The sequence below is a fragment of the Pseudomonas sp. WSY_20 genome (assembly GCF_043104335.1).
Classification (GTDB): domain Bacteria; phylum Pseudomonadota; class Gammaproteobacteria; order Pseudomonadales; family Pseudomonadaceae; genus Aquipseudomonas; species Aquipseudomonas parafulva_B.
Genome location: NZ_JBICKP010000064.1, coordinates 1 through 25,689, shown reverse-complemented (window position 1 = coordinate 25,689; position 25,689 = coordinate 1). Strand labels below are relative to the sequence as shown.

General features: G+C 57.4%; 16 protein-coding genes. 10 read left to right on the top strand and 6 right to left on the bottom strand.

Annotation, left to right across the window (positions count from 1 at the left end; all coding sequences use genetic code 11):
• Positions 1–25 precede the first annotated feature (25 nt).
• The 6 genes from ACF8E5_RS15400 to ACF8E5_RS15375 form a co-directional block, all read right to left on the bottom strand.
• The gene (locus tag ACF8E5_RS15400; RefSeq protein WP_392475485.1) at positions 26–868 is read right to left on the bottom strand and encodes a class I SAM-dependent methyltransferase; all 843 of its coding nucleotides are present in this window, start codon (positions 866–868) and stop codon (positions 26–28) included.
• Between the two features lie 130 nt (positions 869–998).
• Positions 999–4,049, bottom strand: a complete 3,051-nt coding sequence (locus tag ACF8E5_RS15395; RefSeq protein WP_392475484.1) for a rhamnan synthesis F family protein — start codon at positions 4,047–4,049, stop codon at positions 999–1,001.
• Between the two features lie 54 nt (positions 4,050–4,103).
• Positions 4,104–6,545 (bottom strand): glycosyltransferase, encoded by a 2,442-nt coding sequence (locus ACF8E5_RS15390; protein WP_392475483.1) that lies wholly within the window; start codon positions 6,543–6,545, stop codon positions 4,104–4,106.
• The gene (locus ACF8E5_RS15385; protein ID WP_392475518.1) at positions 6,542–9,013 is read right to left on the bottom strand and encodes a glycosyltransferase; all 2,472 of its coding nucleotides are present in this window, start codon (positions 9,011–9,013) and stop codon (positions 6,542–6,544) included. The genes ACF8E5_RS15390 and ACF8E5_RS15385 overlap by 4 nt, the downstream gene beginning before the upstream one ends.
• 145 nt (positions 9,014–9,158) lie before the next feature.
• A complete protein-coding gene (locus ACF8E5_RS15380; protein WP_392475482.1) occupies positions 9,159–10,607 on the bottom strand; it encodes a DUF4214 domain-containing protein in 1,449 nt (482 codons plus the stop codon).
• Between the two features lie 17 nt (positions 10,608–10,624).
• Positions 10,625–11,506 carry a hypothetical protein gene (locus ACF8E5_RS15375; RefSeq protein ID WP_196185956.1) on the bottom strand — a complete coding sequence of 294 codons (882 nt, stop codon included), beginning with the start codon at positions 11,504–11,506 and terminating at the stop codon, positions 10,625–10,627.
• Positions 11,507–12,027: 521 nt separating this feature from the next.
• Here ACF8E5_RS15375 and ACF8E5_RS15370 point away from each other — a divergent pair.
• The 10 genes from ACF8E5_RS15370 (at position 12,028) to ACF8E5_RS15325 (ending at position 25,489) form a co-directional block, all read left to right on the top strand.
• Positions 12,028–13,839, top strand: a complete 1,812-nt coding sequence (locus ACF8E5_RS15370) for a type I secretion system permease/ATPase (RefSeq protein ID WP_392475481.1) — start codon at positions 12,028–12,030, stop codon at positions 13,837–13,839.
• Between the two features lie 12 nt (positions 13,840–13,851).
• Positions 13,852–15,177: an HlyD family type I secretion periplasmic adaptor subunit gene (locus ACF8E5_RS15365; RefSeq protein ID WP_058638453.1), complete on the top strand. Its 1,326-nt coding sequence runs from the start codon at positions 13,852–13,854 to the stop codon at positions 15,175–15,177.
• A 35-nt stretch (positions 15,178–15,212) separates the two neighbouring features.
• The gene (locus ACF8E5_RS15360) at positions 15,213–16,589 is read left to right on the top strand and encodes a TolC family outer membrane protein (protein ID WP_392475517.1); all 1,377 of its coding nucleotides are present in this window, start codon (positions 15,213–15,215) and stop codon (positions 16,587–16,589) included.
• 558 nt (positions 16,590–17,147) lie between these two features.
• A complete protein-coding gene (gmd, locus tag ACF8E5_RS15355; protein WP_058605499.1) occupies positions 17,148–18,179 on the top strand; it encodes a GDP-mannose 4,6-dehydratase in 1,032 nt (343 codons plus the stop codon).
• A complete protein-coding gene (locus tag ACF8E5_RS15350; protein WP_145255095.1) occupies positions 18,179–19,075 on the top strand; it encodes a GDP-mannose 4,6-dehydratase in 897 nt (298 codons plus the stop codon). Before gmd ends, ACF8E5_RS15350 begins: the two co-directional genes overlap by 1 nt.
• Positions 19,072–20,214 carry a glycosyltransferase family 1 protein gene (locus tag ACF8E5_RS15345; protein ID WP_058638450.1) on the top strand — a complete coding sequence of 381 codons (1,143 nt, stop codon included), beginning with the start codon at positions 19,072–19,074 and terminating at the stop codon, positions 20,212–20,214. Before ACF8E5_RS15350 ends, ACF8E5_RS15345 begins: the two co-directional genes overlap by 4 nt.
• Positions 20,211–21,320, top strand: coding sequence for a glycosyltransferase family 4 protein (locus ACF8E5_RS15340; protein WP_058638449.1), 1,110 nt, complete (start codon positions 20,211–20,213; stop codon positions 21,318–21,320). Before ACF8E5_RS15345 ends, ACF8E5_RS15340 begins: the two co-directional genes overlap by 4 nt.
• Positions 21,321–21,395: 75 nt before the next feature.
• Positions 21,396–22,367 carry a UDP-glucose 4-epimerase family protein gene (locus tag ACF8E5_RS15335; protein WP_392475480.1) on the top strand — a complete coding sequence of 324 codons (972 nt, stop codon included), beginning with the start codon at positions 21,396–21,398 and terminating at the stop codon, positions 22,365–22,367.
• Positions 22,364–23,368: a glycosyltransferase family 4 protein gene (locus ACF8E5_RS15330; protein WP_392475479.1), complete on the top strand. Its 1,005-nt coding sequence runs from the start codon at positions 22,364–22,366 to the stop codon at positions 23,366–23,368. The genes ACF8E5_RS15335 and ACF8E5_RS15330 overlap by 4 nt, the downstream gene beginning before the upstream one ends.
• 102 nt (positions 23,369–23,470) lie before the next feature.
• The gene (locus tag ACF8E5_RS15325; protein ID WP_078478172.1) at positions 23,471–25,489 is read left to right on the top strand and encodes a nucleoside-diphosphate sugar epimerase/dehydratase; all 2,019 of its coding nucleotides are present in this window, start codon (positions 23,471–23,473) and stop codon (positions 25,487–25,489) included.
• The last annotated feature ends 200 nt before the right edge of the window (positions 25,490–25,689 follow it).

Below are 25,689 nucleotides of genomic sequence, written 5' to 3'. Positions count from 1 at the left end.
AAGCTACGAATTTCATAAAAATTAATCATGGTTCATGTCGCTGTAAGATTACAGAGTTATTCCGAATATCGACTAGCTCAGCTTTGAGTTTGGATATTTCCCCTTCTAAGTGCTGAATGTAATCTTGGACATTTTTGTCTGATTTAGACACTTTGTCCTCGCTCAGTGAGGACTGCGGCCTGTTACCGATCAACGTACCGTGCAGACGTTTGTTTTCAGCTACAGCTTGAATATCGCCAACTACTTGCCTTGGGCCAAGCGAGTTGCATTGGCTATCTTTCTTTCTGATTACGCACATCGAATTTATGAATTCGATCGAGTGTATTTTAGATAGTAGTTCTTCTTTGTTTTCAGTGAAGCTCCCAATAAATTCTTTTAAGTGGTCACATCGGGTGTCGCTCGTCCCCCAGTGTTCAAAATTAACTATATCGGAGAGTGATTTAAAGAAGTTCATTGAAGAGAATTCATGATTCAGCCCTCCAGAGAATTCAGCCCAGTAACTGCAGTGTAGGTCTTCAGCGACATATATGCCATCATTGCTGAGGATTGGGAAAAGCCTCAAAAAAGTCTGTATGATATCTGGGCTTGTGTGAGATCCATCATCGATAATTATGTTATATTGTTCAGATAATTTGCCGATTTCTGTACATGCTTCAAAAGAGTTGATATCGCCAACTACCATTTTTATACGGCTATCGCTGAATTGTAACGAACCGCACTTAGGGTTAATGTCGCAGCCAGCAATCAGAGAGGCATTAAAAAAGAATTTTGCCCAGATCTCCAGAGAACCGCCGTTTTGAACACCAATTTCGAGAACATTGACTGGTCGGCTGCGTAAAGGTGCGAAAAGTTGGTCATATTTTTCCAAGTATAGGCTCCACTTGTCGGAGCTGAGACCTGAATGCTGCGCGTATAACTCTGATAGGCTAGGTACAGATGTCATATGTACTTCCTCAGAAACTGGTCTTACGCTGATGTAAGACCAGTATCACATGTGGTTACGATAAATTCAGTGCGTCATAAGATCGAGCACAATTAAGATTATCTGAATAAGCGAAGAAATTCTTGACAGCTGTATTATGTCTCAGATGCTCATCCACTTTAATCGCTTTCATCACCGCATCCAGCGAAAGGGCTTGGACCCCAGGTTGGATTTTTTTGAAAAGTGGCGTTGGGGTATAGTGCCCACTGATAAACTTGGCAGGCATATAAAAAATTGGGCTGCGCTCTTTATGATAAGCAAAATCATAACCGACGGAACTGTAATCCGTGATCAAATATTGAGAGGTATTGAAGATTTTGTTGAATGAGGCTTGGTCGTTATTGTTTACGAACCGAATATTTGGTGTCTTTGATCGAAGTATTGCTGCTAGAATCTCTGAATGCTTCGATGGAATTGAGTTGTGAATGAAATAATAAATGTTCATCGCTGGATGCTCCTTGTTGATGCGCACAACCAGCTCAGTAATAGCGTGAACATACTCAGAATCTAGGAAATCTGCAAGAGTTGCGTGCAGTAGGCTTCGGCGCCATGTGAAAAACAAGATCAGAGCATTCGCGTCTAATTTGGCGTCATTTGCCCATTTGTCCATGCGTGGATAACCAGTTAGCAGTACGTTAGTATGGCCCAGTTTTATGAAATTAGATTGTTCATATTGGGAGCACGCTAGCACGCTGTCCGCAGAGTTCCCATTGAATGCTGCGATCTCGTAAGAGTTTTTATCCCCCGCAGAAATGCCATGCCACATAAGATGCAGTTTGTATTTCAGTGCTGTCACGTGGATGTCTTTAAGTATAGACGCCATCACTGCCGGATAGCCAAAAGAGCAAAATATGTTTTTAGCTTCTAGTAAAACTTCTCGATGTCTATTAGATCCAAATTCGATCATCCGGCTTCTAATTGCTGGATCTTTTTCGTTGGATATTACAGATTTGGAGGTTATATATAAGCTATTAGGGTTTCTTTTTGATGCGTATTTAAATGCTTCATAAGCATTGTCACAAGCTAAGCCAGATCTTTCCGCATACAAGTTATATTTAGGTTTAAATTTTGATTTGATAATTTGACCAAAAAGTTTTTTGTCTTCTTCAGAGTAATTTTCGGAGAGAAGTATCGCAGGAATGGCTTTTTCGAGAGTTGCAAGATAAAGCGTATTATTTTCGATTCGGGGATATAGACCCAGGTCGCGATGCTTCATGAAGTTATGGCATGGGAGAGAGCCATGTATGTATTCAATTCGCAACGCTTCACGATGTTTGCTTTGGTTCGCTGTAAAGCTGAAGTTCGCTCCGTTCTTCATGAGCGATGAACTAAAGCTGAAGACGTACATATGCAACGAGCGTTGCTCGTAATTTTTTGCAGTCTCTGCGAATTTTCTGTCCAGCTTAGATAGCTGACTTTCAACAATTTTTATTAGTTGGCCTTCAGTTGAGATAAGTAGATCAATCGATTCATGCTTATGTGCGCTGACGGCAATCATATAGACGGTGTTATCCTGCAATTCGCAGTCTACGATTTTCAATCTGCTGGATTGTTTGCATGGCTCAGGAGTTTTGCACGGTACAGTACTAACGAGTTTTTCTGATTGAATCTCGAAAGGGAATTCTTTAGCTTTAAACATGCCGTTGAGTACGCCTGCTTTTTTCGCAGTGTATTTGCCAAGCATGCTTTTTTTGATGAAAAGAGCTTTATTAAGTACATCCTCAGGCTCTAACGCCGCCGGGTTCAGTCCGACCCTGGATTTATACATCGATTTTGGAGGATGGCCATTAGCTTCGAGCAGCCTAGACATGCCCATTTCATAATTTCGGATAATGTCAACTTTATGCTCTTCGCTCTTGACTGAATAAATAAAGTTTTTCCAGTAGTCAGAGTTGAAAATGCGGCGCGTGATTGTAAAGAAGTAGCTCTGAATGTGAGGCGAGTACAGCGAGTTCCCATTTGAGGTTGTGTTGCGGAAACCGAAGTTATTCACAGTAATTCCGTAGAAGTCTGGGTTGCCATCTGCTTTCCTTGAGGCGAAAAAGGATTGCAGGTCGCCACAAGGACCAACGATGGAATCATTACAGACTAAAATCTCTTGTGCACTTCTGAGTAGACCTGATTTTTCGGCATAAGCAAACGCTCTTTTATAGGACCCGAAATCGTATTCGAGGTGGCGTTCGAACTCGGCATAGCATACCAGATGCTTGATTTTCTCAAACTGTTCCTCATCTACCCCGCAGTCTCCTACCAAGATAATGCAGTCAGTTACAGCTCTGACTTTTTCGAGTAGATAAACTGTTTCTTCAGAAAAGCCTCCGTCTGAGCTATAGCAGGCAAATAAACATATTCGCTTTACAGGTGACGTAATATTTTTGGTGAATTCGTATTTCAGATATTTTGTTCTGGGATGAGCTACGCCTTGGCTGCGTCCCTCGAGGCGGCCATGCTGCTCGTAATGAAGAAGAGCAGGAATGTTTGACTCAAGAACATCCTGATAAGATGCCAAGTATACAGTCGGATTGAAGTATTTCGATGGAAAGCGAGCCCCGTCTCCGCACTCAAGATAATCAATTGCTGCCTGAATTCGACAGGTTGTACCTATGTTGTAAAGGCTTGAATAGTATAGGTGATCAAAATATGTAGATGACCAGATTAACTCACTGCTATGGGTGAAGATTGTTCGGTGCTCGCTTCGACCCTTTGCCTCGTAGTGAACTAGGGGGTTTAACTGGACTTTCGCAACATCGCTATATGTTTCTAGATATAACTTAGTGCTAAAGTATGCCGATGGAGCCTTACCCTCTCGCCATCCGTATTTGGTGTAGTGTCTTGCATAATCTATGTCAAGGTTTCGAATATCGTCGTAACTGGTTTTATACCAGTATTCATCAAAGAGTTTTGACCGCCTAACTATTTCTACCAGCGCATTTTCTAGTTCTTCTGTGGTCATTAATGGCTTGGTTTTCAATCTTTGAGCAGTCTCGAGCTTATTCCCATCAGTAGAAGTTTTGGTGATGGCCGAAGTGTTAGGCGATCTTCTTGCGATTGATTGAGTTTTTTTCATTTCTGTGTGGTATCAATATGGATAGATGAGTTGAAAATAGTCTTCGGCGGATTTTTATTCGGGTTCGGCACGGGCAGATAATTCTAGTTTTTCGTTTTTCATTGCCGGGTCTAAGATGCTGGCTGTTCTGCGATTGATATTAGTAAAGGGAATGAGAAGGCCGCCGTATGGGCCGCTGAGATAGTCATGGCTCAATGCTGGATGATAGTGAGGATCTACCGGGTTACATAAAGTCCACTTTTCCCTAAAATTAATTTGCTCTCTTCTCGCTCTAGCAGCTTTGGAGGGGGTCAAGTCTTTACCCCGGCTCGCTGACTCTGCGTGAATCAGTTGTGCAGATGCGGTCCATATTAGATGCAGACCCTGCTGCTGGATTTTTAAGCACAGGTCCACATCATTGAAAGCTACAGGGAAAAGGCATTCATCCAAGCCAGCAACCTCTTCGAACACAGATTTGCGCGTCAGGATACAAGCCGCAGTGATCGCACTTTGTCTGCGTGTTAGTTGATTAAGAGCCATGTAGCCCGGATCTCGATCTGTCAGAGTGTTTCCACTGTGGGCAGCAAGGCCATTGATCCCCACTACAACCCCGCCATGCTGAACCATACGATTTGGCCATAGTAACTTGGCGCCGACAGCACCCACACCCGGCCGCAGCAGTTGCGCTACCATCTCACTCAGCCAACTACTATCAATAACTTCTATGTCATTATTGATCAACCCTATAATATCACCTTTGGCCAAGTCGACCGCGCGGTTGTTGATTGTTGAATAGTTGAAAGGGAAAGGGTGTCGCAGCACCCTGACACCTTGTGAATCTAAGGTCGCTAAATAGTCCAAGGTCTTTGGGTCGGTAGATTGGTTGTCAACTACAATTATTTCCAAGTTTGCATAGTCGGTCTCCGTGAGTAATCCTTCTATACAGGTAGATAGCAGCTCGTATTGGTCACGCGTTGGGACAATTAGGCTCACCTTCGGTAGTCGATCCGGTAGCGTCCAATGAGCTCGCAGTAGAGATGGGTATTCTGGATTCACGCTGATCTTGCTACCGGGCGCTAATTGAGCACACAGCCAAGCAATGGCTTGTTCACGCTCAGGGCATCGTTCAGCCTGTTCCGGGCTCGAGGCGGCTTGGTAAGAGCGGTGATAAAGCACGCGTGGTAGATGGGTGACACTTGAAGCGTTACGCTGTGTCGCTAGCGCGATGGCGGCTGTAAACTTATGCCAGCTGCAAATCTCTGTTTCTGTAGCTTTGTCTAGCAGCATCAATGCCTGCCGGACGATTGAAGCGCCAAAGATGGCGCCGGCGGTGAATATATCTGCGCCTATGAATAGGTCGATGTCCCACACCGGTTTTAGCCAAGGTAGAGTGCGTTCGTTATTAGGTCCATCTCTATCACAGTCGGCATATGCCCAGGCAACCTCTTCATCAAGCAGCGCGCTCAGGTGCTCGAGCGCAGATGCTGCCACCCGATCTCCAGCGTGAATTGGAATTATCCGATCACAACCAGATGCAATAAGTTTTTCAAGCGCTGGACCTAAATCCTTCGCTATTGCGCATACCAGATTGTGTGGAGGTTCGTTGTTGTTCTTCAAGCTTGAAAGCGTGCGCTGCTCCAGCTCAACATCACCCTCGCTAATCAACAACACCCCTAGTCTACCTGATAGTGGTACGACATCATTTGCGTCAAGCCGCTGGAAGGTATCAAACCATTTAGAGTAACTGTGCCATCCAGCACTTTTGGGCAGGTGAATAGTTTGTTCTTTGGCGACGTCATTCAAAAGCGCTAATGTGGCTGCATCTGGCGCTATTGCCAACTGTCTGACTAGCCCTTCGATACCTTCCAACCAGCAACACAGTCGGATTGGGCTGCCTATCAGTGATCGTCCACGATCATCGACAACCTCCAGCTCATGAACCTTACCATCGGCCATTTCCCAAGGCAGATCGATGGTGAGCCCGTGATCGCTGGTCCCTCGGTAGGCCACTGCTTGGTTAGGCTGATTACATATATATCGGCCTATCAGACGCTCGCCCTCACGCACTGTCACTTCAACATGGCGATTCGGGGCTTTCGTGTCCCAACACCAGCCTCCTATACGCAAGCCACCAGTGTGCCAAACCTGAGACGATATCCCTACGCTGTCCTCACCACTAGGGACCGGCAGTGTGAGTTGCCCGTCCAATACGAATTTTTGATTAGCGATTTGGGCGGTAATCAACCGTGCTTCATCAAGCCAGCGTTGGCGTAATTGCACCGTGAAACCGTGAAACTGGTCGCCTCCCGGCGCAGTCGGCTCGTATTGGTCAGCACGCACCAGTGCCACGCTTGCCCCATCAATGAACACCTCCACTACCGGGCGGTGTTCTTGCTGCGTGTTGTCCATCGCCCAGCCGTGAAGCACATCGCCTTGAAGACCGAGTATGGCCCCGCTGAAGTGAGGTTGAATGGCGGACACTTCCGTCTGCGGTTGTTCCATAACGTGTTCGGTCATTGGGCCAGGCTCAAGGTAAAAGGCAAATAGTTAAGGTCGATGGCCGCATTGTCGCTTCTCAGCGGGTTAGGGCGGGCGAACAGTGGTACGCCAAGTTGGGTCGCCAAGCCATGCGCCATCCAGGTACTGCCAGAATTCTTTGTCAAGCTCAGCACACCCTCACAGCCAGCGGCTTGGGCACGCTCGGCCAGACTGAAGCCTTCCACTTCTGGTAAGAGATTGACACTACCGGTGGCCTGCAACTGATTCAGCCAAGGACTATCGGTGTGCGCAAGCAAACGGATGGGTAGCCCGGCCTGGCTGATGTGACGAGCGGCATCCAGCCAGTCAATGGCAGTTTTCCGATCGCGCAGGCTGTCACCGATCATCAGCGACTGGGGCGCATGCGTGGGAGCCTCGTTATCAACCAGATTTGCTTCGACCATTAACTTGGCGTTCGGCAGCGCGTCGCTATAGATGGGCTTCAGCACAGGCCACGGCACCACGACGCTTATAGCCTCACGGGCAAACCGTTGCCAGTCGTAATCGTCCTGTTGGTCGAGCAAGCGGTCATCACGGCACTGAATGCTATAAGGAATGTCCAGCATTGCCGGTAGATCACATAGGCCCACCGGGCACCGCGCCAAATGCTCATACGCGATTGACTGCAACGGTAGATTGCGCAGGCATCCGACCAAGCGAGTGAAATCGTTCGGCAGCTCAAATTCAAGGTTCAGCGGTAGAGGGCTCAATGGAGCGGTCAACAACACCCAGGTGCTGTGGCTGCTCTGGTGATAACTCAAGCTGAAGTCCGCCTCTGGCATGGAGCCATCGTGAATACGGAGCGTACGTTCCGTATCCTTTTGCCAGCCTGCATTTCGCTGAACCGCCGGCTTACGCGCCACGTGCTCAAGACGAGCTTGCTGCAGGGCTTGGCGTGCAGGTTTGATGGGGTCGCGCAGGCAAAATGCTTTATAGCGCGCCGACGCGTGGGGATAGCGTTTGCGCAGTGTGGCGTTGTTCATCGCCACGCGCAGTACCTTCTCGGCACCGAATGAAATACCACCCTGGTGCGCCACAAACACATTGGGCGCGCCCATATGGCGCCAACCGTGACCACGGGCGCGCAGGCACCAGTCGGTTTCTTCACCATAGCCGCGGGCCAGGTGCACCTCATCGAGGTAGCCCACCTCGTCAAGTGCTGCCCGCTTGATATACAGGCAAAAGCCGCAGCCCGTCTCGATTTCCACCGGTGGGCTGGCGACTTGGCGGGCCAGTTCATCCAGTTCGGCCTGGGCCTTGGCGCTGGGCATGTCGTGGCAAATCTGGCTGCGTGGGAAGCTCATCAACTCGCCGTTGTTGGTAAACGGCGTGACCGATGCAATGCGTTCGTCGCTATAGGCCACTTCACGCAAGCGATCCAGCCAGGCACCGTGCACGCGGGTATCGGCGTTTAGCCACACCACGTCCTTGTTTGGGCTCAGGGCCATAGCGCGGTTCATCGTGCGGATGAACCCAAGGTTTACAGCGTTTTGAATCAGCGTAATCTTCCCTTTAGCAGCCAGCACTTTGAGCGCCTTGGCCAGCGCGGGGACGGGTGTCTTATCTTCGATGACCACTAGGCGATGCGCAGTGCGATTCAGTTTACGGGCGTCCAGCGCGCTGTTGATGCACTCCAGTGTTTCTTCAAGGCCGTTATAGACCGGGATCAGCACATCCACCGGGTTGTTTCCGCCACCACCCGCACTGGCGGGTGGGATGAAGACTGGCATGGCGTAAACCGGGCTGCCGAGTAGGGGGGTGCCATTGGCGAATTGCAGAGTAACTGCAGGCGTAGGGTTGGGGACGCTCACCCGTACCCCGCCATGGCTTGCTGGCAAGCCTGCTGCGCTGAGCAGCGGATGGCTGACGCTTGCGGTCGCGTTGATGCGCCCGCCATTGGCTTCAATTTGAATAGAGACCGGCACTTGCAGGTTGTGCAGATCGACTGCCCAGCCCTGGATTTCCTTATGGTCAGGCAGATAGCGCACAACCCCGACAGTACCGAGCGCATCGCTTTGTGCGGCAAGCAACTTCAGCACAACCGCCAGCTCTTTCCCTGTATGGATATCGGGCAGGTGAGCCAGAATCATCCGACGCAAGTCCGCAGGTGACTCCGAAAGGCTGCGGGCCTCCCACAGGGTCAGGCGCAGGCCAAGGTCATTAGGCTGAAGTTTCCAGGCATTGGTCAGGTAGCGCGTGGCCAATGAGGGTTGGCCTTGCGCCAGCAGGCTACGTCCCACCAGGGCGTGGATATCTGCCCGATCCGGCAGTGCCTTGGCGGCTTCGGCAAAAAATAAAAAAGCCAGCTTGGGGGTCTGCGGCAAGGCCGCGATGCCTTTCCATACGAGTGCTTCGGCCCGGTACTCGGGTATCTGCAACGCACGTTCGAGTGCAGTTGCCGCCGCGTCGTGCTCGTTGGCCTGACGGTGGCGGTGGAAGATATCCATGAGCGTTTCTCGCCCATGGTCGAGTTGTCTGGACATAAGCTTGGCTTGGCTACAAAAAATAAAAAGAAGGGCGACTCGAAAGCCGCCCCCTTTGGCATACGCCCGGCCTTGCGGCCGGGTGTACGTTTCGCTACGACAGGGCTAGTTACACCTGGCCGTGCAGTACAACGACGTTGTCGATGTGTGCAACAGCTTCGTTGGAACCAACGATGCCCAGGGCGACGTCTGCTTGCGAAGCACCGGCTTCGATCTGAGCAGCCCAGAAGGCCTTGCCAGCGTCATCGGCGCTGCGGTTCAGCGAGGACTGGTACAGCGACTCGATGAAGTCGGCGTTGGCTTTGGAAGCTGCTTCAGTCGAACCGACGATTGCCTGAGCAACTTCGGCACGGCTGGCGCCGTTGTACAGCTGCGATACCCAGTCCTGCAGGCCAACTTCGTCGGCGTTGCGGCCCAAGGCAGCGGCGTACAGGCTTTCAACGAAGGTGCCGTTGGAGGCATCCAGAGCCTGAGCTTCGGCCGAAACCGAAATTGCAGCAGCTACTTCGGCAAGGGTGCCGCCGTTAGCCAGCAGCGAGGTCCAGCCTTCAGCGCCAGTGTCACCGTCGGTGCCACGGCCCAGCAGCGCCTGGTACAGCTCGTTGACGTCAGCAGCGTTATTGCCACCGGCGAACTCGTTGGAGTTCAGGAAGGTGTTGGCAACGTCGGTCAGCGAAGTACCGTTGTTGACGGCAGCGGTGAAGAACTTGGCGCCATCGACGTCAGCATCACGACCCAGAACACCTTGGTACAGGCGCAGAGCAGCTGCTTCTGCTTCGTTGTGTGCCAGGGCGATGGATTGCTCTGCGCCGTCAGCGTCAACGAACTTCAGGAACTCAGCGTCTTTGATCGCGGCAGTTTGGTTGCCGGTCAGGTTGACGTTGAAGTTGTTGCCAACGGTCAGTTCGTAGTCATCACGAGTACCGTCCAGCTGTACCACGTCGTAGCCAGCACCGGCGTTGACGATGTCAGCGTGGTCGCTGCCGCTCAGGATGATGGTGTCATCGCCCGAACCGGTGGTGACGTTGTTGTTGCCGTTGCCAGCGATTACAACGTTGTTGCCGTTGCCGGTCACGATGGTGTCGTTGCCGTCACCGCCGTCGATCAGGGTGTTCTGGTCGCCTTTAACGGTGATTACGTCGTCGCCGTTACCGGTAGCAACTACCAGTTGAATACCCGAGGTATCAACAGCAGGGGCTACGGCAGCTGCCAGAGTTTGTACGTCGCCAGCCGCGGCAGCTTGACCTTGCAGGTCAACAACCAGGTTAGCGTCGCTCTGCAGCACGTAAGCGCTTACGCCAGCGGCTTCGGCAGCAGCCAGGTCGACAACAACTTGGTCGCCTTGCTCGCCTTCGACTTCGCCAACAACGATGTCAGCTTGGCCGGAAGTTGGCAGCTGAACGGCGTTGCCTTCGATGCCAGCGATGTTGACGTTTTCGACTTTGTCCAGGTTCAGCAGGCTGTTGATGGCAGCGATGGTGGAATCGGACAGGTTGGCGCTATCGGCGTTCAGGGTGTCTTGCAGAGCGCTGCTCGACTGAGGGCTATCGTATTGCATGATGTATTCCTGTTACTTCAGGCCATGTGGCCCGCTGCAATAGTATTCTGCTGTGACGCAGAGTTTTCCCACGGAGACTTAAGGCGGGCAGCGTTCATCTTCGTTACGGGTGTTAGGGCAAGGTGCAAGGCCACCAGCGGCTCGTTGCCGGTGGGGCCGTGCATCATCTGATTCGCGACCAGGCGTTGTGGTTCCGTGTTTTTGAAAACAACAAGGCCGGTTAATTCGTAATGCTTGCGCAGAGGGCCTACCAGACTGAAACCGACACAGATTAGCGGTAGTCCCTGGCCACGGGCACCGACTGTGGTGCCTGTCGAGACGTTGCGGCATGGGCCGGAGCCGGCCACCATGCAGGTATAAAGAAGGTCGACACCCACTGGCTTCTCAGCCCAGTCGATGGCGAAGGAATCGATGAACTCATCAGCACCAGGTTCGCCCACCCAGCCTTCGCTGGACACCACTTCACCGCTCTGGCTCAGGTGAGCGGTCAGAGTGATGGGCAGTGGCTGGGTGCTGGCTGCAATGGCCTGCGACGGGTCGGTGCTGGCCACGACGGCAAAGGTGCGCATGATGGCAGGGGAAGTATCGATTCGGTCGATTCGCAGGTCTACAGGTTCAATTACCTCATCGAACATGTGGTACTCAGTGATCAACACGGTCGTTACACCGCCTTTGACGCGCGCAACAATAGTGTCACCAAGCTTCGTTAGCATGTTTTTGCTAACGCCCTCGGCAGGAAAGAAATCAATAGATCCTTTGCCAAGGGGGGCCTGTTGCAGCGCAATGCAGACAGGCTTGTCTGCCGGCGGCTGCGAGGCGTACCTGAAGATGTACATCCCTGGTTCGAGCAGGGTGACCCGTGAGCTGATTTTCAGGCCGTCAAGGGTCTGCGAAGGCATAGACATGGCGTTGTTAAGCTCCTTTTAAGCAGTATCACTGGTAGCTAACTTGCTCAGACCCGTGCATACACTAACCGGCCATTGAAGGCTCCTTGCGAGTGGCGAAGATGCCGCCCGCCGCCGGGGATGTCAATAATGAAATCTAAAAAAATTTTCATATCTAGAGGGAACTTAGCTATATGCCGCGAGTTCGGGCTGGCCGTTTTTTGTATAACCTAGTATTCCAGTAGGAGGAATGGATCCAAAAAAAAGATGAATAAAATCAGTATGTTGCGTGTGTAAAACCTTTGATTTTCAGAAAATGCTGGTTTTATGGCGTCATTTTTTCTGGGCCACAAGCTCTACGCCATTGGTCGCTTGGCTGCCTGTTTGCTAATGCACTGCTACTTACTCAGCGTAAATTTCGTGAAATCTAACGGTTCGTCGCTGAACAAAGTGGTCGAAGGAGTAATCTGACACGCTGCCCCCCTTGGCGGGTGTTACACTGCCCGCCGCTTTCGCCACTCTTCAGTATGGACACCATGAGTTATCAATCCGACAACAATCTGCAAGCCGCCCTCAGAGCCTGCAAAAGCAGCTTCCTTTCGGTAGGGTTTTTCAGCTTCTTCGTCAACGCACTCATGCTGGTGCCTACCTTCTTCATGATTCAGGTCTCCGGCCGCGTGGTGCCGTCGAGTAGCACTTCAACGCTTCTTATGTTGACGTTGATCATGACCGTGCTGATCGTAACCATGGGTGCCTTGGAATGGGTCCGCTCTCGGATCATGGTGCGTATCAGCAACCGCCTGGATATCATGCTAAGCCGAGACGTGTACCGCGCCAGCTTCAAGCGCGCACTTTCAAGCGGCGGAGGCGATGCCACGGCCCAGTCCCTAAGCGATCTCACCTCGCTGCGGCAATTCTTCACCGGGCCTGGCCTCTTCGCGTTTTTCGATGCGCCGTGGTTTCCGATCTACACCATCGTGATGTTCTTGTTTCATCCTTGGTTTGGCTGGATGACGCTGTTCTGTGGGGCGGTGCTTGCGGTGTTGGCAGTCGTCAACCATCGCGTCACCGGCAGCGCACTTGCAGAGGCTAACAAGGAGAACGTCGCGTCGAACGTCGTGACCACCAAAACCCTGCGCAATGCCGAAGTCATCGAATCGATGGGCATGCTCGATACCCTGATGAATCGCTGGGCACGTCGTCAGCGCAACATCATGCTTTTGCAGTCCAATGCCAGTGACAAGGGCGGGGTGGTCAGCTCTACCTCCAAGACGTTCCGCATTTGGTCGCAGTCGATCATGTTGGCAATCGGCGCGTACCTGGTTGTAACTCACCAGATCAACCCCGGTTTGCTGATGGCAGGCTCCCTGTTGCTGGGCCGCGCGCTGTCGCCCATCGACCAGATGATCAGCAGCTGGAAAGGCTTCGTCGCCGCAAAGGTGCAATACGACCGCCTCAGCAAAGTCATGGATGACCTGAAAAACGAACCTGAGCGCATGCCGCTTCCTGCTCCGGAAGGTCACATCCAGGTCGAAAACCTCATCGTGGCCCCGCCCGGCGCCAAGGCTCCGGTCATCCGCAGCATCAGCTTCGTAGCGCCCGCCGGCTCCATCGTCGGTATCGTCGGCCCAAGTGCCGCCGGTAAATCCACACTGGTGCGTGCCCTGATGGGCATCTGGCCCCCTCAGCACGGCGTGGTCCGCCTCGATGGCGCCGACATCGCCAGCTGGGATAAGCATGCCTTGGGCCCTCACGTCGGCTACCTGCCGCAAGACATCGAGTTGTTCGAAGGCAGCATCAGCGAAAACATTGCCCGCTTCGACAAAGTCGACCCGGGGAAGGTGGTGGAAGCTGCCCAGATGGCCGGCGTGCACGAGATGATCCTCATGCTGCCCGACGGTTACGACACGGTCATTGGCAGCGATGGCGTCAACCTGTCCGGTGGCCAGCGTCAGCGCATTGGCTTGGCCCGTGCCATTTATGGCAACCCGCGCCTGATCGTGCTGGATGAGCCCAACTCTAATCTCGACGATGTTGGTGAGCGTGCCCTGGGCGTCGCCTTGCAGAAACTCAAGGAAACCGGTGCCACGGTGTTCATCGTGTCCCACCGCCCCAACATCCTTACCCGCCTGGACCGTATCCTGGTCATGGCAGGGGGCACCATCTCGCTGTACGGCGAACGTGATCGCGTCATTGCCGAGCTGGCCGCCCAGCAGGCCAAGGCGCAGCAGCGGGTCGCTCAGCCCGCTGCTGCCCAGCCCCCAGCCGCCCCACCGGCTGCACCTAACGCAGCGCCGCCTGCGGCCCCGGCAGCTTCGCCTGCCGCCACCACCAGCCCCGGCGTTTGAAAGGATTTGTAGATGAGCAGTAAAGCGATTACCGAGTTCGATCACAATTTCGACGACATGCCCACGTCCGACCGCGGCATTCGCCGCATTGGCCTGACTATTGTCTTCGTTACATTCGGCATTTTTGGCAGCTGGGCGGCATTCGCTCCGCTTAGCAACGCCGTGCACGGTTCCGGTGTGGTCACCGTGCAGAACTACCGCAAGACCGTGCAGCACCTTGAGGGCGGCATCGTCAAGGAACTGCTGGCCCGTGACGGCGACCTGGTCAAGAAGGGCGACCCGCTGATCGTGCTGGACGAGTCCCAGCTCAGCGCCGAATACGAGTCCACCCGCAACCAACTGATCGTGGCGCGCTATAAAGAAGCACGCTTGCGGGCAGAGCGCGACGGGCTGAACGAGATCCCACCGGTCAAGATGGACGGCACCGATTCGGTCCGTGCTCAGGAGGCCATGGCGGGTGAGTTGCAGGTGTTCAACGCGCGGCGCAACTCGTTGCAGGGTGAAATCTCGGTCAACCGCGAGCGCATCCAGCAGATGAAGCAGCAGATCGCCGGCTTGAACGACATGATCGGGACCAAGAGCGGGCTTGAGAAGTCGTACACCGGTGAAATCAAGCAGCTCAAGGAGTTGCTGGCCGAGGGCTTTGTGGACAACCAGCGCCTGCTCGAGCAGGAGCGCAAGCTGGACATGCTCAAGACCGAAGTGGCGGACCACCGCTCCAACATCACCAAGACCAATTTGCAGATCGGTGAGACCGAGTTGCAGATCGTGCAGCTGAAGAAGAAATTCGACTCTGACGTGGCAAACGAGCTTTCGGACGTTCAGGCCCAGGTCTTCGACCTTCAGGAAAAAGAAGCAGCCCTGCGTGACCGCCTTTCGCGTGTGGTGATCCGCGCACCCGAAAGCGGCATGGTACTGGACATGAAAGTGCACACCATTGGCGGTGTGATCAGTGCGGCCACGCCAATCCTGGATATCGTGCCAGCCCAGTCGGAGCTGGTGGTGGAGGCCAAGGTGGCCACCCGGGACATCGACCGCCTGGAATTGGGTAAAACCGCAGACATTCGTTTCACCGCCTTCAACCAGGCCACCACGCCGGTCATCGAGGGCAAGCTGGTGCGCATTTCGGCGGACAGCCTGACCGACGAGCGCAGCGGCGACACCTACTACCTGGTGCGTGTGCAGGTGACTGAAGATGGCATGAAGAAGCTGGGTAACCGCAAACTGCACCCCGGCATGCCAGCCGAAGTGCTGATCAACGCCGGCGACCGCACCATGCTGCAGTACCTGCTCAAACCGGCCCGCAACATGTTCGCCGAATCGCTGATCGAGGAATGATTGTGCTGCGTTTGCTACCTGGAATGCTGATGTGCATGGTCGCCTGCCAGGCGGTGGCCGTGGAAGGGAAGGGCGCGCCGGCTGACGTGCCCAAGGCGGTGTCGGCGTCAACCTACACACTGGACTTGGCCGGCCTGTACCGTGAGGCCAGGCTGGAAGACCCTCGGGTGCTCGCCGCCTATGCCCGCGCCCGTTCTGCCGAAGCCCAGCAGCGTGAAGCCTTGGGTGGCTTGCTGCCGCAGGTGTCGGCCAACGCCAACACCAGCCGCGTGCTGCGCAAGAACGAGATCGACCGCGACATCTATAACAACGAAAGCTATTCGTTGAGCCTGACCCAGTACCTGTACAACAAGCCGGCCTGGGAGCGGTACCAGAAGTCCAAAAGCGTCAAGGACCAGAAAGGCCAGCAGGCTGAGGACACCCTGGCCGAAGCCACAGTAGACCTGGCCAAGCGCTACTTCGTGGCCCTGGCTGCCGACGACGAGCTGGCGCTGGTGCAGGCCGAGCGCCGTGCCACGCAGAAGAACCTGGACCGGGTCACCAGCATGTTCGACCGGCAGATGGCCAAGATCACCGACAAGCTGGACATGCAGGCGCGTGTCGACTTTCTGGCCGCTCAGGAAGTCGAAGCCCGCAACCAGGTGCAGGTCAGCCGTGAGGCGTTGGCCGAGATCGTCGGCCGGCCGATCACCGAGCCGCTGAGCCGGGTGCGTAACGATGTGGCCCTGCAGGCGCCCTCGCGGCCTTTGCAGGAATGGGTCACGCAGGCGATAGAGGCTAACCCGGCGCTGAAGGCTTCCAAAAGTGGTGCTGAAGCAGCTGTGGCTGCCGTGCGCGAAGGGAAGGGCGAGCACTACCCGCAGCTGTCCCTGAGCCTGAGCGCTCAGCAAAGTGACCAGGGTTACGACAACACCCAAGCCCCTCGCAGCGACAGTTATGTGGCCACTTTGGGCGTAAAGATCCCGATCTATAGTGGTGGCTCCACCTCGGCGCGGGTGCGCGGACTATATGACGAGCAACTGGCTGCCGAAGAGCAGCTTGAAGGCGTTCGCCGTCAAGTAGTGAAGGAAACCACCACCGCCTTCCTCACTGCCCAGGCTGCGGTTGAGAAGATCCGCGCCAACCGCAACGCCCTGTCCTCGGCCCAGCAGTCCAGCGTGGCTGCGCAGAAAGCGTTCAGTTATGGGGTGGTCAATGCGGTCGATGTACTGACCAGCGTGCAGAACGAGTTCAAGGCGCGTCGTGATTTGCTCAAGACGCAATACGACTTCATCACCAATCTGTTCCTGCTCAACCGCTGGGCGGGTCAGCTCAACCAGGACAGCGTGGACAACGTGAATGTGTGGCTGAGCCCCGTGCCTGAGCCGACCTTGCCGGGCGGTGACGTGGCGCGGCTGGATGCGCGTCGCTGATTGGGCGTGTGGGGTGTAGGGCGGTTGAAAGGCGTCGCTTGGCAGACGCCTGATACTATTCCTAAGAGCCTTACGCGTTCCCCGTGTGGGAGCGGCCTTGCCGGGGCGCCGGACCGGCCGCGATGGGCCGCGCAGCGGCCCCGGGGGTATCTGCTGCAAGGCTGCAATCGCGGGGCCGCTTCGCGCCCCATCGCGGCCGGTCCGGCGCCCCGGCAAGGCCGCTCCCACACGGGCTTGAGCCAGCCTCCCACACGGGGTATGGCCAGCCTCCCACACGGGCTATGGCCAGCCTTCAGAACTCAGCCAAAATCAGACCATTCCTACAGGCCAATCACTGGCCATTCTCCCCCCTGGAACTTATTCTCCCGCGCCGGTTCCTAACCCCCTCAATAAGGCCTGACCGGCAGCTGGCCGCGCGCCAGTACTTTGTGAGTCGAGTACTCCCCCCGACCTATGTATACTGCCGCATGCAAGCGAGTACGCGCGGCTCGGAGCTGCCGCGTCAAGCCCCAATAATCACACATGCCCGCACGGCACTATCGGAGTTGGTTAAGTCGCATGAAAGCAATCGTTACTGGGATCACTGGTCAAGACGGCGCCTACCTGGCGGAACTGCTGCTGGAAAAGGGCTATACGGTCTACGGCACCTACCGTCGTACCAGCTCGGTTAACTTCTGGCGCATCGAGGAGTTGGGTATCCACACCAACCCTAACCTGCACCTGGTCGAGTACGACCTCACTGACCTGTCGGCCAGCATCCGCCTGCTGCAAACCACCGAAGCCACCGAGGTGTACAACCTCGCCGCCCAGAGCTTCGTGGGTGTGTCCTTCGAGCAGCCTTTGACCACAGCCGAAATCACCGGCCTGGGCGCTGTCAACCTGCTCGAAGCCATCCGCATCGTCAACCCGAAGGTCCGCTTCTACCAGGCCTCCACCTCCGAAATGTTCGGCAAGGTGCAGGAAATCCCGCAGGTCGAAACCACCCCGTTCTACCCGCGTAGCCCCTACGGTGTGGCCAAGCTGTACGCCCACTGGATGACCATCAACTACCGCGAGTCGTACAACATCTTCGCCACCAGCGGCATCCTGTTCAACCACGAGTCGCCCCTGCGTGGCCGTGAGTTCGTGACCCGCAAGATCACCGACTCGGTCGCCAAGATCAAGCTGGGCCTGCTGGACAAGCTGGAGCTGGGCAACCTCGACGCCAAGCGCGACTGGGGCTTTGCCAAGGAGTACGTCGAAGGCATGTGGCGCATGCTGCAGGCTGACGAGCCGGACACCTTCGTGTTGGCCACCAACCGCACCGAAACCGTGCGTGACTTCGTCACCATGGCCTTCAAGGCCGCTGGTATCGAGATCAACTGGAGCGGCAAGGAAGAAGCCGAGCAAGGCACCTGCGCTGCAACCGGCAAGGTCCTGGTCGTCATCAACCCCAAATTCTACCGCCCAGCCGAAGTCGAGCTGCTCATCGGCAACCCGGCCAAGGCCAAGCAGGTACTGGGTTGGGAGCCAAAAACCAGCCTCGAAGAGCTGTGCCGCATGATGGTCGAAGCCGACCTGCGTCGTAACGAAAAAGGGTTCTCGTTCTGATGCAAATGGCCAGCAAACGCGCACTCGTCACCGGGATCCATGGTTTCACAGGTCGCTACATGGCGGCCGAATTGCGGGCCAATGGTTATGAAGTGATCGGTACCGGGAGCCAGCCCTCGGCGGCGCCCGACTACCACCAGGTCGATCTGGCCGATGGGCCGGGCCTGCGTGCGTTGCTGGCCGAACTGCAGCCGGATGTGATCGTGCATCTGGCTGCCATTGCGTTTGTCGGGCACGGCGCTGCCGATGCCTTCTATCAGGTCAACCTGATCGGCACGCGCAACCTGCTCGAAGCCATTGCGGCCTGCGGCAAGGCGCCCGAGTGCGTGCTCATTGCCAGCAGTGCCAATGTCTACGGCAATGTTTCCGAAGGGATGCTGGACGAGCAGACCCTGCCTGCACCGGCCAACGACTACGCCGTCAGCAAGCTGGCGATGGAGTACATGGCAAGGCTGTGGTGCGACCGGCTGCCGATCGTCATCACGCGTCCGTTCAACTACACAGGTGTTGGGCAAGCCGAGAACTTCCTGCTGCCCAAGATCGTTTCGCACTTCCAGCGCAAGGCCCCAGCCATCGAGCTGGGCAACCTGGATGTGTGGCGTGACTTCAGCGACGTGCGCGCCGTGGTGCGTGCCTACCGCGGCCTGATCGAGGCGCGGGCAGTGGGCCAGACCGTGAACGTGAGTTCCGGCATCACCCATTCGCTGCGCGAAGTCATCGCCAAGTGCTCAGCCATCACCGGGCACACGCTTGAGGTGCAGGTAAACCCCGCGTTCGTGCGCGCCAACGAGGTCAAGACCTTGTGCGGCGACAACGCCCGCCTGCGGGCATTGGTGCCAGGCTGGCACACGCCTGACCTGGATGAAACGCTGGGTTGGATGCTCGCCGCTCAATGAAGGTCATTCTTTCCGTCGAATCGGTCCGCTTTCCACTGACCGGTATCGGGCGTTACACCTACGAGCTGGCCTCGCGGCTGCAGCAGTGCGATGACATCGACGACCTGCGGCTGTTTGCCGGGCGCAGCTTCGTGCCAGAGCTTCTCAAGCCTGCAGACCAGTCCGATGCCGTGCATGGGCTCAAGCGTTTCGTCCAGAAAAACGCCTTGGCCGTCGAAGCCTACCGGCGCCTGATGCCGTTTCTGCGTAAGCGTGCACTGCGTGGACATGATGACTTCATCTACCACAGCACCAACTTTTACCTGCCGCCCTTCGCAGGCCGGAGCGTCGCCACGTTCCACGACTTGTCGCCGTTCACCTGGGCTCATTGCCACACCCCGCAGATCGCCCGGTACTTGCAAAAGGAGCTCATGCTGACGCTTGAGCGGGCCGATGCGCTGATCACGGTGTCCCATTACATTCGCCAGGAGCTGGCGGATTACTTCAACTGGCCGTTGGACCGCATTCATGCGGTTCCCCTGGCCAGCTCGCCGCAGTTTCACCCCCGCAGCCCGCAGGCGCTCACACAAACGCTGGCGCGTCATGGTCTGGAACCTGGCGGCTACAGCCTGTTCGTGGGCACCATCGAGCCGCGCAAGAACATCGAGAACCTGCTCGACGCTTATGGTCGCCTACCGCTTGCCCTGCGCCAACGCTGGCCGCTGATCCTCACCGGCTACCAAGGCTGGCGCAGCGAGGCCATCCACGCCCGCATCGCCCAGGCGCAGCAGCAGGGCTGGGCCCGCTACCTGGGCTTCGCCCCCAGCGAAGACTTGCCGTTGCTGTTCGCCGGCGCCCGCCTGTTCACCTTCCCGTCGCACTACGAAGGCTTTGGCCTGCCCGTGCTCGAAGCCATGAGCTCCGGCGTGCCGGTGGTGTGCTCCAACAGCTCTTCGCTGCCGGAAGTCGCTGGCAATGCAGCGCTCATGTGCGCGCCCGACGACGTCGATGGCCTGACCGCACTGCTGCAACGCGGCCTGGAAGACGAAGCCTGGCGCGCCACGGCCATCGCCCAGGGCTTGCAGCATGCCGGTGGTTTCTCGTGGGAGCGGTGTGCCCAAGGCACCCTTAAGGTGTATCAAGCGGTCAAGCAACGATGATCAAGGTCCTGCATTTTTTCAAAACCTATTACCCCGATTCCATGGGCGGTATCGAGCAGGTGATTTTCCAGATCGCCGAAGGCACCCAGGCCCACGGTATCGAGCCCGAGGTGCTGTACCTGAGCTCACGCGGCGCTGCCCGCAACGAGCCGGTGGCCAACCACCTCACGCACCGCGCCAAGCTCGACCTGCATGTCGCCTCCACCGGCTTTTCGCTGTCGGCGTTCAAGGACTTTGCCGAACTGGCCCGCAAGGCCGATATCGTGCATTTCCACTTTCCCTGGCCGTACATGGACCTGGTGCACTTCGCTACCCGGCTGAACAAGCCGACCGTAGTCAGCTACCACTCCGACATCGTCAAGCAGAAGTGGCTGCTCAAGCTGTACCAGCCGCTGATGAACCGCTTTTTCTCCAGCGTCGACCGGGTTGTGGCGTCCTCGCCCAACTATGCGGCGCACAGCCCGGTATTGACCCAGTTCAAGGACAAGGTGTCGATCATCCCGTATGGTCTGGACCGGTCCACGTACCCAAAGGCCAGTGCCGAAAAGCTGGCGTACTGGCGGCAACGGTTAGGCGAACGGTTCTTCCTGTTCGTCGGGGCGCTGCGTTATTACAAGGGGCTGGACTACCTGCTGGAGGCCGCACGCATCAGCGGCTTGCCCGTGGTCATCATGGGTGGGGGTTTTCTGGAGCAGCAGCTGCGCCAGCAGGCCAGCGACGCGGGCCTGAGCCAGGTGCAGTTCCTGGGTGGCTTGCCAGACGAAGACAAGGTGGCGCTGCTGGAACTGTGCTATGCCTTTACCTTCCCGTCGCACCTGCGCTCGGAGTCCTTCGGCATCTCGCTGCTGGAAGCGGCCATGTACGGCAAGCCGCTGATCTCCTGCGAAATGGGCTCCGGCACCACCTTCATCAACCTGGCCGACCAGACCGGGCTGGTGGTACCGCCGCGCGACGCACCGGCACTGGCCCAGGCCATGCAGCGGCTGTGGGACGACCCGGCCCAGGCCCAGGCCATGGGTGCCGCCGCCCAGCAGCGCTTCGAGCATGTCTTTACCGCATCGGCCATGGCCAATGCCTACGCCGAGCTTTATCGCGGCCTCTTGTAGCCCGGTCAGTCAGGCACAACGAGGGCGAAGATCGCCGCATGCCGGCCCTGCCGGCGTGAACCGAGAACGGATTTCATGGAACGACGCACACTATTGATCACTGGGGCCTCGGGCTTTGTCGGCAGCGCCCTGTGCCAGCGCCTGGCGACGGTCGAAGGCCTTACGCCGCGCGCCGCCTTGCGCCGCGGAAGCTCATTGCCTTTGGCGGGCATTGACGCGGCCACCGTTGCGGACCTTGGCGCCGATACTGACTGGCAAGCGGCCCTTATCGATGTAGACGTCGTGGTGCACGCGGCGGCGCGCGTGCACGTGATGAAGGAAACCGCCACCGACAGCCTGGCCGAATTTCGCCGTGTGAACGTGCAGGGTACGCTCAACCTGGCCCGCCAGGCGGCGGCTGCGGGCGTGCGCCGTTTCATTTTCATCAGCTCGGTCAAGGTCAATGGCGAAACCAGCCAGCCGGGCCAGCCCCTGCATGCCGACGATACCCCCGCGCCCCAGGACGCCTATGGCGTTTCCAAGCACGAGGCCGAGCAGGGGTTGCAGGCGGTAGCCGCCGAAACGGGCATGGAAGTCGTCGTCATCCGCCCAGTGCTGGTCTACGGCCCAGGCGTCAAGGCCAACTTCCTCAGCATGATGCGCTGGCTGGAGCGCGGCGTGCCCCTGCCGCTGGGGGCGGTACACAACCGTCGCAGCCTGGTCTCGCTGGGCAACCTGGTCGACTTGATCATCACCTGCGTGGATCACCCTGCGGCCGCGGGCCAGACGTTCCTGGCCAGCGATGGCGAGGATGTATCACTCAGCGAGTTGCTGCGGGCCCTTGGCCAGGCATTGGGCCGTCCCGCCCGCCTGGTGCCGGTGCCAGGCGCGCTGTTGCAAACGGGCGCCGCGCTGCTGGGGCGCCGTGACCTGGCCCAGCGCCTGCTGGGCTCGCTGCAAGTGGACATCACCAAGAACCACCAGCTGCTGGGCTGGCGACCGCCCTACACCCTGGAGCAAGGCCTGGCCGCCACCGCCCGCGCCTTCAAGGAGAACCACCGCCCATGACCGCCATCCTCATCGTGGCAGGCATCGCCACCTGGCTGATGACGGCCGCACTGCGCCGCTACGCGTTGTCGCGCAGCCTGCTGGACATTCCCAATGCCCGCAGCTCACACACCTTGCCCACACCCCGTGGCGGCGGCGTCGCCTTCGTCGTGGCCTTCATGGCCGGCGTGTTGGTGCTGGGCTGGGCAGGGTATGTGGCGCCGTCGGTGCTGGTGGGCATCCTCGGGGCAGGGGGCCTGGTGGCCGTGATTGGGTTCATGGACGACCACGGGCACATCGCCGCGCGCTGGCGCCTGCTGGGCCACTTTGCCGCAGCCGCCTGGGGGCTGGCCTGGCTGGGTGGCCTGCCGCCAATCAGCGTGTTCGGCTGGCCCTTGCATGCCCTGTGGCTAGCCGCACCGCTGGGGCTGCTGTACCTGGTCTGGCTGCTGAACCTCTACAACTTCATGGACGGCATCGATGGCATTGCCAGCATCGAAGCCATTTGTGTGTGCCTGGGTGGCACCGTGCTGGTCTGGCTGGCGGGTGCGCCGGGTGCTGCGTGGCTACCACTGCTGCTGGCCGCCACCGTCACCGGTTTCCTGATCTGGAACTTCCCGCCGGCGCGTATCTTCATGGGTGATGCCGGCAGCGGTTTTCTCGGCATCGTGCTGGGTTTGCTGGCAATCGTGGCAGGTTGGATAGATCCGCTACTCTTCTGGGGGTGGTTAATACTTCTGGGTGTGTTCGTGGTGGACGCTACCTTCACCTTGGCGCGCCGTTTGCTACGCGGTGAAAGGGTCTACGAAGCACACCGCAGCCATGCCTACCAGTACGCCTCGCGGCGCCACGGTCGCCACCGGCCGGTAAGCCTGGCGGTGGCGGCCATCAACCTGGGCTGGCTGCTGCCCGTCGCGTTGGTCGTGGTGGTGCTCAAACTGGATGGGGCAACCGGAACCTTGGTGGCCTATGCCCCTCTGATACTGTTGGCAATTGCCTACCGGGCAGGGGAGAAGGAATAGCATGCTCCAGCAAGGCAGGCGCAATCAGGGTTGTACAGGGCTGTATGTTCGGCAGTCGCTCTGGTCATTTTCACAATTTGGCGTAGCCATGAGGAAAACCGGATGAGCAACGCAAAGAACGACAGGCTACGGCAGTTTCTGGTCACCCTGTCACGCCGGCAGAAACGCCTCATCCAGGTCTGCACGGACATTGTCCTTATCTGGTTCGCCTTGTGGTTGTCGTTCATCGTGCGGCTGGGCGTGGAGGAAATGTACAACCCCATCGTCGAGCACACCTGGCTGTTCATGGCCGCGCCGTGCGTGGCTATTCCCTTGTTCATCCGCTTTGGCATGTACCGGGCGGTGATGCGCTACTTCGGCAACGATGCGCTGGTGGCGATCATCAAGGCGGTGACCCTGTCTTCGCTCATCCTGGCAGTGGTGGTGTACTGGTACAGCAACCACGAGGCCGTGGTACCGCGCTCGACCATCTTCAACTACTGGTGGTTGAGCATGGTGATCATCGGTGGCTTGCGCCTGATCATGCGCCAGTATTTTCTGGGCGACTGGTTCACCGGCGCCCATCAGATCCCTTTCGCCAACCGCGACGACGGGCAAATCAAGGTAGCCATTTATGGCGCAGGCACCGCCGGCAACCAGCTGCTGGCGGCGCTGCGCATGGGCCGGGTGATGCGCCCAGTGGCCTTCCTCGACGATGACGGCGACCTGGCCAACCGGGTCATTTCCGGGTTGCAGGTGTACAAGCCCAAGCACTTGCAGCAGATGCTCAAAGAAACCGGCGCCCAGGAGGTGTTGCTGGCACTGCCCTCGGCCACCCGCGCGCGGCGCCGGGAAATTCTCGCCCTGCTCGAACCGTACCCGCTGCACGTGCGAAGCGTGCCGGCCTTTGCCGACCTGGCCACGGGCCGGGTGAAGGTGGACGATATCCAGGACGTGGACATTGCCGACTTGCTGGGCCGCGACCCGGTCCCCGCGCAGGAAGGCTTGCTGGAGCGCTGCATTCACAAGCAGGTGGTGCTGGTGACCGGTGCCGGTGGCTCCATTGGCGCCGAGCTGTGCCGGCAGATCATCGGCCTTGGGCCCAAGACCTTGCTGCTGCTGGACCATGCCGAGTTCAACCTGTACAGCATCCTCAGCGAGCTGGAGCAGCGCGTGGCCCGGGAGTCGCTGTCGGTGCAGCTGCTGCCGATCCTGGGCTCGGTGCGCAACCAGCAGCACCTGGTCGATGTGATGAGCACCTGGCGCGTGGACACTGTCTACCATGCCGCCGCTTACAAACATGTGCCAATGGTCGAGCACAACATCGCCGAAGGCATTCTCAACAATGTCTACGGCACCTTGTGCACGGCCCAGGCGGCGTTGCAGACCGGGGTGGCCAACTTCGTGCTGATCTCCACCGACAAGGCCGTGCGCCCGACCAATGTGATGGGCAGCACCAAGCGTTTGTCCGAGTTGATCCTGCAGGCGCTTAGCCGGGAAGCGGCGCCGGTGCTGTATGGCGATTGCAACAAGATCGCGCGGGTGAACAAGACCCGCTTCACCATGGTGCGTTTCGGCAATGTGCTGGGCTCGTCCGGTTCGGTGATCCCGTTGTTCCACCAGCAGATCAAGACGGGTGGCCCGCTGACCGTTACCCACCCGAAGATCACGCGTTACTTCATGACCATCCCGGAGGCGGCGCAACTGGTGGTGCAGGCCGGGGCCATGGGGCAGGGTGGGGATGTGTTCGTGCTGGACATGGGCGAGCCGGTGCGCATCGTCGAGCTGGCGGAGAAGATGATTCACCTGTCGGGTTTGAGCGTGCGCAGCTCCTCCAACCCCCAGGGCGACATCGCCATCGAATTTACGGGGTTGCGGCCGGGTGAGAAGTTGTACGAGGAGCTGCTGATCGGCGACGACGTATCGCCCACCGCGCACCCGATGATCATGGCGGCCAATGAGGACTATCTGGCGTGGGAGCGGTTGCGCGAAGGGCTGACGCTGTTGTTGGCGGCGGTGGCCGAAGACGACTTCACCCGCGTGCGGCAGTTGCTGCGCGAGATGGTGAACGGCTATTCGCCCCAGGGCGATATCGTGGACTGGGTTTACTTGCAGCGTCGCCAGGGGCCGGTGGAGCGGTAAGTGCTTGGCCTGCCTATTGGGTTTGGCGCTCGAGGGGGTGGTCGTGCCTTTGCAGCCATCGCTATTGATGTGCGGACTGATACCCTGGGGCCGCTTTGCGGCCCATCGCGGCGCGAGGCCGCTCCCACAGGTGCGATTAGGCCTGTGCTTCACGCCGTGTTATCGCCTGCCTAGCACCGCATTTGAAAGCTCCCACCTCC